This window comes from Acidobacteriota bacterium (genome assembly GCA_009838525.1).
In the GTDB taxonomy this organism is placed as follows: domain Bacteria; phylum Acidobacteriota; class Vicinamibacteria; order Vicinamibacterales; family UBA8438; genus VXRJ01.
The window spans coordinates 68,085-81,096 of sequence record VXRJ01000010.1; the positions used below are offsets into that span (position 1 = coordinate 68,085).

Genomic DNA, 13,012 nt, shown 5'->3' on the forward strand with positions numbered 1-13,012 from the left:
CCGAGATGAGACGAGAGCTATGGGTCGCCCTGTTCGTCCTGGTGATCTTCGTAACCGGATTGGCGGCGGGCATCATCGTCACTCGCTCGTCACCGTTCGGATGGTTCGGTCCCCGTCCCCGACCGCCGGCCTTTGCCGGCCGGGAGATGTCAGGCCCGCCGATGCGCGGGCGCCTGATGCAGCGGATCTCCGAACGGCTCGATCTGACCGATCAGCAGGAAGAGCGCCTGGAGCAGGTGTTCGAGGCGCGGCGGGAACGATTCCGGGCCGAGCGGGAGGCAATGCGGCAACGGATCGAAACGGAAGAGGAGACGTTCCGGTCCGAGATTGCCGACATCCTGACTCCGGAGCAGCTCGAGACGTTCAACGCCGTGATCGTGCGGCTGGATGACGAGCGGCGGCGGCGCGGCGGATCGGGATGGCCCGGCGGGCCGGGCGGACGCGGGCCGCTGCGCGCGCACGCGCCGTGACCGGCGCGTTGGAAGTTTCGCTGGCGCGAGCGCGCCCGCCGGGCGCGTCGGAAGTTTCGCTGGCGCGAAACTTCTAGAGGCCGGGCCGCCGCCCGGCACCGGTAGACTTACCGCCCGTGGCCAACTGGGGAATCGCCGCGGGTGGGCTGCTGCTGCTCGCGGCGGCGGACCCCTGGTTCGCAGGCGTTGCCGCGGCCCTCGCCTTCCTGCTCTATCTGCTCGGCCGCGGCATCGGCGCCGCGAACCGCCGCGACCGGGTGAGCGCTGTGCCGGAGCTCTGCTTCGCGTTCGCGATCACGCTCTACCTGGCGCTTCTCATCTTCTACCGCTTTCCGGTTTCCGTTTCGTTCCTCGACTCGGCCCGCGGCGCCGACCTGGTGGAGTGGCGCGGTCCGTTCGACGGCGCACCGTTCGCGGTGCCAGGCCTGCTGGCGACGTTCGGCCTCTCGGTCTTCGTCTGGCATGGGCTCTCGTACATCGTCGACCTCTACCGGGGCAACGCGACGGCCAGCCGGAACCCAGGGCAGACGCTCGCCTATCTCTTCTTTTTTCCTTCACTCCTTGCCGGACCGACGCTGCGTTACCACGACCTCTACGCGCCGCTCGCCACCCGCGAGCCGAGCATGGCGGCGGCGGCGTACGGCGTGCGGCGGATCACCATCGGCCTGGTGAAGGTGTTGCTGATCGGCCGCACGCTGGCGGTTCCGGCCGAGGCGGCGCTCCGGGCGGCGCCGGACGAATTGAGCGCGACGCTCGCCTGGGCGGGGCTCGCCTGTTTCGGCCTGCAGGTCTACTACGACCTGTCCGGCGTCGCCGACATAGCGCTCGGCCTCGGACGGATGCTCGGCTTCCGGCTGCCCGAGAACTTCGACTGGCCCTATGCGGCGGATTCGCTCGACGGATTCTGGCGCCGCTGGAACGTAACGCTGGTCGCATGGTCCGGCACCTACCTGCGGGTGCCGCCGCTCCTCGCCTTCGTCGCCGTAGCCGCCTGGCACGGCGCCGCGGCGCCGCTCTTCGCCTGGGGCGCCCTCCAGGGCGGACTCGTCTGGCTGGAACGGACGCGCTGGTGCGGAGCTCGCCTCCGGCAACTGCCGAAGGCCGCGCGCCATGCCTGGGTGATAGCCGCAGTGACGCTCGGCTGGGTTCTCTTCCGCGCAGAGACGTTCACCGGCGCCGGATTCTACGTCGCCGCGCTTGCCGGCTTCGGGGGGGCGCCGATGCCCGGCGCGCCCAACCCGATCACCCTCTGGACGATGGCCGTCTTCGTCGTGGGCGCGGTGGGTGCGGCCCCACTCCTGCCGGCGGTCAGCCGCTGGACCGTGACGGTCGACGCGCTGGCGACGGCGGTGCAGATGATCGTCACGGCCGCCGTGATGTTCGTGCGGACGCGGCTGGGTGGACGGCGCCGCCGGTAGGCGGATGCGGCAACGCCGTGGCTAACGGGGCGCCGTGCTACCAGGGTTTCTCATCGCTGACGCGCCAGCGCGCCGGCTCGTGGTGCTCCAGGTACTGCCGCCGCGTGATCCATCCGAAGATCATCGCCTTTGTCAGCCACCAGTGATCCGGCCGGAGCGCAAAGTAGATGTGGGCCACCACCAGGCCGACCAGCGAAACCCCCACGAGACCGTGGAGGACGTACACCCAGCCCCACACCTGCTCACTCATGAGGTACTGGTTCGGCTCGAAGAAGGGGGTCGGAATCCGGAACATCATCAGGATGCCGGTGATGATCACCGTCACGCCCACAATGGTGAGGATCCAGTGGTAGAGCTGATTCCCCAACGGGTACTTCGCAGGCCTCGGCGCCGCCTTGATCTTCCCGGTCTCGCGCAGCATGAGCGCCTTGAACGCGGGGATGTCCTTCGGCCCGGCCCAGATTGACCAGAAGTCGAGCCAGACGGTGGTGTGCACGATGTGCCAGACGATGACGCCGGTGAAGATCATCCCGGCCCAGTAGTGCCAGGGCACCCAGTCGAACTGCAGGCCGAGAATCGGAAAGAAGGCGGTCACCAGCAGGACGAACATCGTGATCGACATCGACCAGTGGAAGAGCCGCGCCATGAGCGAATGGCGCAGGATGCGGGCGGGGACGGAGGTGTGCTTCGCCTCCATCGCGTCCGCCTCTTCACGCGTGCGCCGATGGCCTGCCGACAGCATCGTGTACGCGGCATGGGCCAGCACGAACATGATGACGCAGAAGATGGTGACCCAGAGCGGATCCCAGTTCAGGTGCTGCAGGATGGGCCGCTGCCAGGGATCGTGCCCCCAGACGACGAACTCCATGCTCTTTCTCCTTCGCGCGTCCTGCGGCCGCCTGCGCTCGGCGGGCGCGCGCCCCGCGGCGGGCTAGGACATCTTGACGACCATCGCGGCCGCCACGGGTTCGTCCTCGCGAGCCAGCTCCGATTCGAGTTGGCGGTACTCCCCGAACGCCACCCATTGCTGTTCCGTCCAGTGCTTCCGGTGCGCGCGCGGCTGGGCCGCCAGCTCCGCACCGTCGGTTCCCGTGTAGATCGGCGCCGGGTCCTTCACCGTCCGGCGGCGGTTCGCGTCTATCGGAACCGCGTCCGTCACCTCGTGGTTCGGCAGCGGCACCGAAACGTACTCGACCCCCCGCTCGTCCACGTACACGACAGGCATAACCGGCTATTTTACTGGCCGCGACTGCGGTAGACTAGGCGTTCCACCGGACCACCCTGGAGGCACGATGATGAGAGTCCGCAGATCGGGATGGCGCCGGGCCGCGATGCTCGGCCTAGCCCTCGCGCTCGCCGCCGGCGCGGCGATGCTGATGGCGCCCGCGGAAGCGCAGGAAGCGGCGCGGGGCAATCCATACGGCGAATGGCGTTACCAGAGCGCGGACGCCTGGGGCACCCGCTATTCGCCCATCGATCAGATCGACGCCGACAACTTCGAGGATCTAGAGGTCGCGTGGGTCTGGCGCGGCGACAACTTCAGCCCGCATCCCTACTACCTGTCGCGTTCGACCCCGAGCTATATCGACGGCGTCCTCTATTCCGTCGCCGGCTACCGGCGGACGATCGTCGCCATCGATCCGGCTACCGGGGAAACGCTCTGGACCTACCGCGAGCCGGAGACGCGGCGGTGGCAGGAGTCGATGCGCGCCAGCTACGGCAAGGGCGTCGGCTATGGAGAGGTCGACGGCCGCGGCGTCATCTACGTGATCACGCCGGGGTTCTTTCTGCATGCGCTCGACGCCAAGACGGGGGAGCACCTCGAGGGTTTCGGTGAGCGAGTGCCGATCGAGGGCTTCCCCGAGACCGGTGTCGTCGACCTGCTGAAGGACCTTGGCCACCCTTACGACCCCTATGAAGGGATCCCGATGGAGATCGGCTACATCACCAGCTCGTCGCCGCCGATCGTGGTGAACGACACCGTCGTGGTCGGCAACTCGCACGAGCAGGGCTACAGCCAGAGCCGCATCGAGAACGTCCCGGGCGACATCCTGGGCTACGACGCGCGGACCGGCGATCACAAGTGGAAGTTCAATGTCATCCCGCAGTCCGAGAGCGAGTTCGGCTTCGACACGTGGGAGAACGACGCGTGGGACTGGACCGGCGACGTTTCGTCGTGGGCGCCGCTGTCGGCCGACCTCGAGCGCGGCATCGTCTACATCCCGACGAACTCGCCCACCATCGATTACTACGGAGGCTTCCGGCCGGGGAACAACCTGTTCGGCACCAGCACGATCGCGCTTGACGTCGAGACGGGACAACGCGTCTGGCACTTCCAGACGGTGCACCATCCCATCTGGAACTACGACCTGCCGAACGTCCCGATTCTCGTCGACGTCAACGTCGACGGGCAGCAGGTGCCGATGGCGATTCAGACCACCAAGCAGGGCATGACGTTCGCGTTCAACCGCGAGACCGGCGAGCCGGTCTGGCCGATCGAGGAGCGTGAGGTTCCGGCGTCCATCGTGCCGGGCGAGCAGCTTGCGGAGACGCAGCCGTTCCCGACCTGGCCGGCGCCGCTGAACCCCCTGGGAATCTCGGAAGATGACGTCATCGACCTGACGCCGGAACTGAAGCAGGAAGCGGTCGATATCATCAGCGGATTCCGCATCGGCGGTCCCTATATGCCGCCGCTGCCGAATAACCACACCGAGGAGCGGCCCTGGATTGCGTGCGGCGCGGGCGGCCTCAACATCACCCACCCGGCCACCCTCGACCCGGAGACCGGCTACCTCTACCAGTCCAACGGGCACGCCTGCTCGGGCCGGACCGTCCGGCCGGGCGCGGAGGTCGACGCCGAGATGCACAGTTGCACGTCGGACTCCGGCGAGTGCACGACGACCGGCACGACCATTTCGGACTGGGTCCAGGGCGGCGGCGTCGCCTTCTCCGGACCGCAGGGCCTGCCGATGTACAAGCCGCCGTTCAGCAAGATCACGGCGATCGACATGAATACCGGCGAGCACGTCTTCGCCATCCCTGTCGGGGAGCCTTCCGACCGCCTGAAGAATCACCCCTCACTGCAGGGCGTCGACCTCTCGGGTGTCGGACACGAGCGCGCCCGCCCGATCCTCATGACGACCGGCAGCCTGCTGCTCGCCACGGAGGGCACGAGCGGACCGCCGGTACTCAACGCGCACGACAAGACGACCGGCGAGAAGCTCGGCTCCGTCGAGCTCCCGGCCACCGGCCAGTACGGCATGATGACCTACCTGCACGACGGTCACCAGTACATCGTCGTTCAGATCGGCCAGGGCGGTACCTTCCCCGGTTCGCTCGCCGCGCTGCGCCTGCCACTGAACTAGAGCGGCGAGAGTCGCGAGTCGCGCAACCTGGAGCGCGGGTCGATCCAATCCGGATCGGCCCGCGCTCTCTTTCTTGGGTTGCACTGCCGGCTGCACCGCTTCGGGGTGCGCCGCCTACTCGTCGAGCAGGATCTGAATCTTCGGAGCGAGATCGCCGGTTTGGCCGAAGGTGGTTTCACGGACCTTGCCGTTCCTGTCGATCAGGATGGCCGACGGCGTGCCGTGGAGGGCGTAGGTGTCGAACGTCTTCGGCGCATACTGGCGGGTAGCGAGGTACGCGCTGACCCGCTCGATCAACTGGGACTGCTGATCCGGCGGGAGGACGTCGAACTGCGGCACCTGCGGCCGGATGGCAGCGAGGGCTTGATCCCGGGTCGGTTCACCGCTCACAGGCACCAGCTCGTCCATGGCGAGCGGAAAGGGGATTCGGTACCGAAGGCGGCCGTCGTCGAGCATTCTGGCCTGCTCCAGCATGCGGCGGGTCTCGCCGATCACTTCTCCTGTCTCGGCAAGCCGCCGGAGATTGTCGAGCGTGTTCTTGTCCCAGTCTTCGAAGGCCGTGGCTACGCCGAACACGGTGACCGGTTCGCCAGCGAAGTGGTCGTGGACCTTGATCGCTTCGGGAATGGCGGTAAAGAAACAGCCTGGACAGTTGACCTGGAAGACCTCGAGCAGGACGACGCTGCCCCGGTGTTGATCGAGGTTGGTCGGTTCACCCTGGACCCACTCCGAGACGGAGAGGTTCGGGGCGGGACGGCCCGGAAAAAGCGGCATGGCGGGGTGAGCGTATCACGCGGACTCGGGTCCGCTCCGGAGGCGCCTCTCGTCGTCGATCAGCACAACCTGGCTGGGCCGACGACTCCCCCACTTCCAGAAGACGACGTTCGTGTCGTCCGGACCGCTGCCGGGCGCATAGCTCCGGACCCGCAGGCCGACATAACCCGCCTCGATGAGCTGGTCGGACAACCCCTGCGACGCGGGGATCCGTCCATTTCGCATGTCAAGCTCCCAGGTCGGACAACGAAGCTCGGCGTCGGAGACGCCGAACGCTTGCCGGTCCATGGCGCTGAGCGCGTCGAAGACGGGTTCGGCATCAACCCTGTACGCACACAGCGTAAGCGGTTGCATCGGTCGTCCTGCCGGCTGTGCCTCACGAATCGCGGTGATCGGGAAGAGCGACAGGTAGAGAGCGGCGACCCCACGCCGATTGAAGCGGCCTCCGTAGCGACGCGCACCCTCTCCTGAGAGCGGGTTCCATGACCAGCGCGGGTCGTGCGCCTGGTAGGCGATACCGCGGAACCGCATCCACCTTGACTGTCGGTCAGGCGTAACCACCCGCAATGACGCGGTCGAGGTAGCCATGCACGTAGTCGGCATGGCCTTCGCGAACAAGCTGGTCCGGTGTCATGCCCCCAAAGCCTGGCAGGGGCTGCGAACGGAACCAGGCGTAGGCCGCAAGTGGTGAGCCCACCTCGGCTTCGACACGATTGAGAATCTCCATCATCTGCCGCAGGCGCGTCTGCGTCCTCGGCGCCCGAATGCGCGCGCTCCGCGACAGCGCATCGTGAGCCAGACCGAGAGTCTCGGCGATCTCAGCCTTTGTTGTCCGGAGCGCCTGCGCAATCAGCAATGGCGAGAACAGCTGATCCTCGATGAATTCCTGCATGTGCATGCCAGATCACACCTTCTATCACGCATTCTACCGTAATTTCAGCGGACGGCGGGTTTCGCGTTCAGGGTTGAAGGGCGCGGAACGTGACGCGGTTGAGCTCGCGGGCTCGGGCAAAAAGTTCCGTGTCTCCAGCCGGGAAACCGCTCATCTCGAGCATGTAGGCCAGGATGTCGGCCTTCTCGGCACGGCTGACGCTGGTGGGGTCAGCCTGCGGCATCGAGATCCGGATCCGTTCGAAGAGGTCGCCCAACGGCAGCCCGTCCCAGTTCCAGACGAAGTCTCCACCGGCCAAGCCGGGGGCCATGTCGATCCCCTCCATGCCGGGACCGTGACATTCGGAACACTCGGCGTCATAGACCGGCTCTCCGCGTCGGGCCTGCGCCTCCGTGTACACGCCGTCCCAGACGGTCAATTCCTGGGCCGCCGGGCGGCCGGCCGCTGACACGACGACGAAACCCAAGGCGCCAAAAGCCAAGGTCGCGAGCACGCAGCGGAATGCCGGCCTGGAGGCCGGCGCACCCCCCGGCGCACCCGCCGTCGCACCCGAGGACGCCAGCGTCCATCGGTCGGTGTTCATCGCGCCTGATCCAACCACGCCCCGCGCGGGGCCGCAAGTGGTTGGCGTTCCCGGCCGACTGTGCGAGACTCGCCGGGCAGGAGGCTTCGATGCGAAGGGAAGCAACCGCGCTCATCGTGGGGCTCGTGCTCCCACTTGCGCCCGTCGGCGCGGCCGCGCAGCACGGCGCGCCGGACGGCGAGTGGCGCACCTACGGCGGCGACCTCGGCAGCACGCGCTATGCGCCGCTCGATCAGATCGACGGATCGAACTTCAACGACCTCGAAGTCGCGTGGCGCTTCAAGACGGAGAACCTCGGTCCCGGGCCGGACTTCAACTACCAGACCACCCCGCTGATGGTGGACGGCGTCCTGTACGCGACGGCGGGCAGCCGGCGGAACGCGGTGGCGATCGATGCGGCGACAGGCGAACTTCTCTGGATGTACCGCCTGGACGAGGGCGAACGGGGAGCCAACGCGCTCCGGCGGATGTCGGGGCGGGGCGTCGCCTATTGGACCGACGGCCGGGAGGACGAGCGGATCTACCTGGTGACGATCGGCTATCAGTTGGTTGCACTCGATGCCAGCACCGGGATCCCGGTGCCGACGTTCGGGGAGAACGGCATCGTCGACCTGAAACGGCACAACGACCAGGCGATCGATCCACTCACCGGCGAGATCGGCTGGAACAGTGCGCCGATCGTCGCCCGCAATACGGTGGTGGTCGGGGCGTCGCACCGTGGCGGCAGCGCGCCGCCCAGCCGCGAGAACATCAAGGGCTACATCCGCGGCTTCGACGCGCGGACCGGCGAGCGGAAGTGGATCTTCCACACCATCCCAACCGCGAACCAGTTCGGCCGCGACACCTGGCTGAACGACTCGGCGGTCTACACCGGCAACACCGGCGTCTGGACCAACCTGACGGTGGACGAGGAACTGGGCATCGCGTACCTCCCGGTCGAGATCCCGACCGGCGACTATTACGGCGGCCACCGACCCGGCGACAACCTCTTCAGCGAAAGCCTGGTAGCCGTCGATCTGGAGACGGGCGAGCGGAAGTGGCACTTCCAGTTCGTCCACCATCCGATCTGGGACTACGACGTGCCGTGCCCGCCGATCCTGGTGGACATCACCGTGGACGGGCGCGATATCGCGGCAGTGGCGCAACCGACCAAGCAGGGGTGGGTGTTCGTCTTCGACCGGCTCACGGGCGAGCCCGTCTGGCCGATCGAGGAGCGTCCGGTCGAGCAGGGGAACGTGCCGGGTGAGTGGTACTCGCCGACCCAGCCCTTCCCGACGAAGCCGCCGCCGTTCGAGCGTCAGGGCTTCCCCGTCGAAGAGCTGATCGACTTCACCCCGGAGTTGCATGCCGAGGCACTGGAGTTCATCTCGCAGTTCAAGGTGGGGCCGGTCTATACGCCGCCCATCGTGCAGGGGCAGGACGGCAAGCGCGCGACGCTCTTCGTTCCGAACGGCGCGAACTGGCCGGGTGGATCGTGGGATCCGGAAACCGGCATCCTCTACCTATATTCGCACACGCTGATGCGCGCGCTCGGCCTGGTGAATGACCCGTCGCGGTCCGACATGGACTACATCAACGGGCGGGCCGGCTCACTGACGGTGCGCGGGCTGCCTCTGTTGAAACCGCCCTGGGGCCGCATTACCGCTATCGACCTCAACCGAGGTGAGATCGTCTGGCAGATTGCGCATGGAGAAACACCTGACCGCGTGCGGAATCACCCATCGCTGCGCGGGCTCGATATTCCGCGGACCGGACGGACCGGAGGCGCCGGCGGCAGTTCGGGCGGGATTGGAACGCTGACCACGAAGACCCTCGTCATCAGCGGCGAGGGCGGAACCATCACGCGGGAGGACGGAACCCGGGGCGCGATGCTCCGGGCCTATGACAAGGCCACCGGCGTGGAACTGGGCGCGATCCGGATTCCGGCCGCGCAGACCGGATCGCCGATGACCTACCTGCTCGACGGCCGGCAGTACCTGGTCCTCGCGGTGGGTGGTGGCATTTACCGAGGCGAGCTGATCGCGTTCCGGCTGCCGGAGAGCGCGTCCTGACTAAGCCCATCCACGCCAGGAGTTCTCGTGGCAACGGAGCTTCCAACGCGCCGGCCACGGCGCGCCGTCAGGGCGCGTCGCCGCGCGCGACATCCATGATGAGGCGGCTGAGCAGGTAGATGCGGGGTTCGATGGAAGAGAGTTCCACGTATTCGGCCGTGTCGGAGTGGGCTCCGAAGCCAACGAGGCCGAGGCCTTCGATTACCGCCCCGTCGTTCTCCAGCGCCGCGAAGGCGGCGTCCGTCCCCCCACCCGCCGCCTGATCGGAAACGCCCAGCTCGCGGCCCAGCTCGCGGTAGATCGACTGCGCGTGCGCGGCCAGCCGGCGCGCCCGGCGGGTCACCTCCAGGGGTGGACGGCGGCGTTCGAAGGTGACTTCGACGGTGGTGCCGGGAATCAACTGATTGCGGATCCGCTCGCGCACCCGTCGTTCCACTACGTCGTAGGACGCGACGCGCAACACCCGATAGTCGGCGGTCGCGCTCGCCTCGGCCGGAATGACGTTGCGTGTCGCGCCGGCCGACGCGATCGTCCAGTTCAACTTGATACCTTGCCGAGGATCGCTCAGGTCGCTCATCTGCAGCACCTGGTGCGCCAGTTCGTACAAGGCGTTGCGGCCGCGCTCCGGCGCGCCGCCGGCGTGCGACGCGCGGCCGGTCACCTTCAACAGCACCGCGCCGATCCCGGCCGTGGTGAGGGCGAGGCGATCCGTCGATCCGCCCCCTTCGCACGAGAAGACCACGTCGTGCTCCGCTCCGAGCCGCGTGATCAGGAAGCGCGAGCCGGCGGAACTCACCTCCTCGTCACCGTTGATCAGCACCGTGATGAGCTCGTAGTCGTCGAACTCGAGCGCGCGCAGCACGGACAGGACGTGCAGGATCAGCGCGATCCCCTGCTTGTCGTCGACAATGCCCAAGCCGTAGGCGCGGCCGTCGGTGATGCGGAAAGGCTGTTCGGCAAGCTGGCCGCGCAGATAGACCGTGTCCATGTGCGCCAGCAACAGGATGCGCCCGGTGCCGGAGCCGCGGAATCGGGCGACGACGCTTTGGCCAATCTCCTCCGGGGTATCGACCATGACGTAGGGATCATCGTGGGACACCAGCTCCACGTCGCCCCCGACGGCGCGCAACCGGTCGGCGATGAGCGACGCGATCTCCCGCAGGCCCTCGGCGTCGCGACTGCCCGATTCGATCGAGACGAGATCGCGCATCGTCGCGATCATCGGCTCCCGTTCCGCCTGAGCCGCCGCCATGACGGCGTCGCCAGTCTGTGCCCCGGACCGTGCGGCGACGCTGGCCGGCAATGGGGAACAAGCGGCGGCGCACACGAGCGTGACGAGCGCCAGCGCGCCATGCCCGGCGCGCCGGCGCCAAGCTCCTAGGGGCGGCAGTCTTCGGGGCATGGCAACCGTATTCTCACACGACCGGGCGCAAATCGGATAGGGTGGTCCCCGTCGTGATGACCCTCACCGCCGCCCTCCTGTCGCTCATCACGGTGGGACTGCATTACGAAGCGCTCGTCTTCATCTCGTTCTTCGTTCGGAAGGTGTGGAAATCAAGGCGAGTGGGCGTCGCGCTTGCCGTGACGCTGGCGCTAGGGGCTCACATAACGGAGGTCGGAGTCTATTCCGTCGCGTGGTACCTGCTGATCGATGCGGGAGCTGTCGAACTGGCGCACTTTGACATGGAGGTCTTCGAGCCGACCCTGCTCGACATCTTCTATTTCTCGGGCACGGTCTACTCGTCGCTTGGATTTGGCGACATCGTGCCGGTTCGGGGAGGGCAGGTGCTCGCCGTGACGGAGTCCGTGACCGGGCTGGTGTTGATTGCCTGGACGGCTTCCTACACGTTCTTCGAGATGCAGACGCACTGGAGGGATGTCCGGGGAGGCTTATGAGCCGCCCTGAGCAGCGAGCTCCTGGCGGCCGCGTTCGAAGAGGCCCTGGATCCGGTCGCTGCTGCGGAACTCCGTGAGGATGGCGCCGCGACGGTTGTTGATCAGGCTGTCGATCGTGAACCGGATCATCGTCGACATGACCGTTCCCTCTTCGGTTCCGGTCTCCGCGAACCGCGCGGCGAACTCCCGGAGCCGCTCGGCGAACGCACGCGTGTGCCAGTCCTCCAGAGGGGCTTCGATCCCCAGGAATTCGTCCAGAACGGCCGCGTACTCGGGAGTCGGCGGACGGTGCCAGAACGATACGTCCGGTCCGAACTCCTCGACGTACATCGGAAGATAGACGTTGGCGCCGCGCGGCACCTGGCGGACGAGGGCCGGATTGTACCGCTTCAGTTCATCGCGCGACAGACCGGTTACGTCGGAGATGGCGCCGATGGCGAGGTTCCGCGGCGCGCGCATCGCGTAGACCCGGGACTGCGGCATCTCGAGGATCAGCCGGCGGACGTTATAGACGTTGCCGAACACCATCTCCGCATAAAGCGCCGAGCGCGGCCCGTAGGTGCGGAACAGTTGCCGGTAGCGCCGGATAGAGATCTGCCGCAGCGCCTTGGCGAAGTCCGAACCGCGCAGATACTGCTCTCGCTTGTCGTTCGCGCCCAGCCGCTCACCGTTGATCATCGTGCGCCCGACATTGACGCCACCGGCGTGATGTTCCGACAGCGCCGGAATGAAGCTGCCGTACATCGTCGCCAGGATTGACAGGTAGGCGGCGCAGAATGGCGCCTGCGTCGTCTGGTTGTAACCCTCGATGACGTACGGAGAGAGCCGCTTCAGCAGACTCCAGTTCCGCGGCATCCATTGGCAGAAGCCGAGCGCGCGCACGCGGGAGCGAGCGCGGCCGTTCAGTCCCGATTCGACCATCGCCTGGGCGAGGCCGATCTCCGCCGGCACGCCGAACCGCTCGTAGATCCGGCCCCATTCCTTCAGGAAGTCGCCGTGGCGCGTCGCGTGCGGCGCCAGGAAGCGACCGCGGGTCGGATTATGGAGGACATCCCCGACGACTGGTTCGAGCAACTCCGCCACCCGGTCGCGACGGTCCCCGAGCCGGCGCGGCAGGGATTGTCCCTGCAGCACGTTGGCGTGCGCCGGGTCGACCCATTCGCCATCGCGGGCCCAATTGCCACGTTGCGGGAACGTCGCTAACAGGTGGCCGTCGGTACCGCTGCCGTAGACGATGCTGCCGTCGGGGATTGTAAAAATGTGCTGCCAGAACGGGTACGCGGGACGGTGGATCCGGAAGGCGGCAACGTCGGCATCGTAGCGGGCCTGAGCCTGACCCGCGACCGCCTGCATCGTGCCTGCGGCGGCTTCCGGCAACTCCGCCGGCACCGGCGGCCCCACCTCATGCGCCGACTGCGCCCGGACGACCACGGAGGCGGTTTCGTCCGCGAGGCCCGCCACCAGCAGACCGGTCGCGACGACCGCTACGAGTGGTCCGAGCACCGTGGTTGGCCGTTGACCGAGAGATTGCACCAGGAACGCTTTCCCGCGCATCTGCGCGCC

At 67.3% G+C, this 13,012-nt stretch carries 13 protein-coding genes; 5 read left to right on the top strand and 8 right to left on the bottom strand.

Going from position 1 to position 13,012, the window contains the following annotated elements:
- Positions 1-5 precede the first annotated feature (5 nt).
- Both F4Y45_01805 and F4Y45_01810 read left to right on the top strand, forming a co-directional pair.
- Positions 6-470: a hypothetical protein gene (locus F4Y45_01805; protein MXY23240.1), complete on the top strand. Its 465-nt coding sequence runs from the start codon at positions 6-8 to the stop codon at positions 468-470.
- 116 nt (positions 471-586) lie between these two features.
- Entirely contained in the window at positions 587-1,888 is a 1,302-nt protein-coding gene (locus F4Y45_01810) for a hypothetical protein (protein ID MXY23241.1), read from the top strand.
- A 37-nt stretch (positions 1,889-1,925) separates the two neighbouring features.
- On the opposite strand, the gene F4Y45_01815 is transcribed toward F4Y45_01810, so the two are convergent.
- Together F4Y45_01815 and F4Y45_01820 are read right to left on the bottom strand one after the other, a co-directional pair.
- Complete coding sequence (locus tag F4Y45_01815) at positions 1,926-2,756, bottom strand: cytochrome b/b6 domain-containing protein (GenBank protein MXY23242.1); 831 nt, start codon at positions 2,754-2,756, stop codon at positions 1,926-1,928.
- Positions 2,757-2,819: 63 nt separating this feature from the next.
- Entirely contained in the window at positions 2,820-3,113 is a 294-nt protein-coding gene (locus F4Y45_01820) for a hypothetical protein (protein MXY23243.1), read from the bottom strand.
- Between the two features lie 67 nt (positions 3,114-3,180).
- Between F4Y45_01820 and F4Y45_01825 the strand changes: the two genes are divergently transcribed.
- Positions 3,181-5,253, top strand: coding sequence for a PQQ-binding-like beta-propeller repeat protein (locus tag F4Y45_01825; protein MXY23244.1), 2,073 nt, complete (start codon positions 3,181-3,183; stop codon positions 5,251-5,253).
- 114 nt (positions 5,254-5,367) lie between these two features.
- Here the strand turns inward: F4Y45_01825 and F4Y45_01830 are convergent, their stop codons facing one another.
- The 4 genes from F4Y45_01830 to F4Y45_01845 all read right to left on the bottom strand — a co-directional run bounded on the left by F4Y45_01830 (position 5,368) and on the right by F4Y45_01845 (position 7,502).
- A complete protein-coding gene (locus F4Y45_01830) occupies positions 5,368-6,027 on the bottom strand; it encodes a TlpA family protein disulfide reductase (protein ID MXY23245.1) in 660 nt (219 codons plus the stop codon).
- Positions 6,028-6,042: 15 nt separating this feature from the next.
- Positions 6,043-6,558 carry an RES domain-containing protein gene (locus F4Y45_01835; GenBank protein MXY23246.1) on the bottom strand — a complete coding sequence of 172 codons (516 nt, stop codon included), beginning with the start codon at positions 6,556-6,558 and terminating at the stop codon, positions 6,043-6,045.
- 16 nt (positions 6,559-6,574) lie between these two features.
- On the bottom strand, positions 6,575-6,925 hold the full coding sequence (locus tag F4Y45_01840) for a DUF2384 domain-containing protein (protein ID MXY23247.1): 351 nt from the start codon (positions 6,923-6,925) through the stop codon (positions 6,575-6,577).
- Between the two features lie 61 nt (positions 6,926-6,986).
- Positions 6,987-7,502, bottom strand: coding sequence for a cytochrome c (locus F4Y45_01845; protein ID MXY23248.1), 516 nt, complete (start codon positions 7,500-7,502; stop codon positions 6,987-6,989).
- An 89-nt stretch (positions 7,503-7,591) separates the two neighbouring features.
- Here F4Y45_01845 and F4Y45_01850 point away from each other — a divergent pair, with 89 nt between their 5' ends.
- The gene (locus F4Y45_01850; protein MXY23249.1) at positions 7,592-9,553 is read left to right on the top strand and encodes a PQQ-binding-like beta-propeller repeat protein; all 1,962 of its coding nucleotides are present in this window, start codon (positions 7,592-7,594) and stop codon (positions 9,551-9,553) included.
- 67 nt (positions 9,554-9,620) lie between these two features.
- Here F4Y45_01850 and F4Y45_01855 read toward each other — a convergent pair whose 3' ends face one another.
- Entirely contained in the window at positions 9,621-10,955 is a 1,335-nt protein-coding gene (locus F4Y45_01855; GenBank protein ID MXY23250.1) for a M20/M25/M40 family metallo-hydrolase, read from the bottom strand.
- Positions 10,956-11,008: 53 nt separating this feature from the next.
- Between F4Y45_01855 and F4Y45_01860 the strand changes: the two genes are divergently transcribed.
- A complete protein-coding gene (locus tag F4Y45_01860; protein MXY23251.1) occupies positions 11,009-11,449 on the top strand; it encodes a two pore domain potassium channel family protein in 441 nt (146 codons plus the stop codon).
- On the opposite strand, the gene F4Y45_01865 is transcribed toward F4Y45_01860, so the two are convergent.
- The gene (locus F4Y45_01865; GenBank protein ID MXY23252.1) at positions 11,444-13,003 is read right to left on the bottom strand and encodes a lytic transglycosylase domain-containing protein; all 1,560 of its coding nucleotides are present in this window, start codon (positions 13,001-13,003) and stop codon (positions 11,444-11,446) included. The two genes, F4Y45_01860 and F4Y45_01865, sit on opposite strands and share 6 nt — an antisense overlap.
- Positions 13,004-13,012 lie beyond the last annotated feature (9 nt).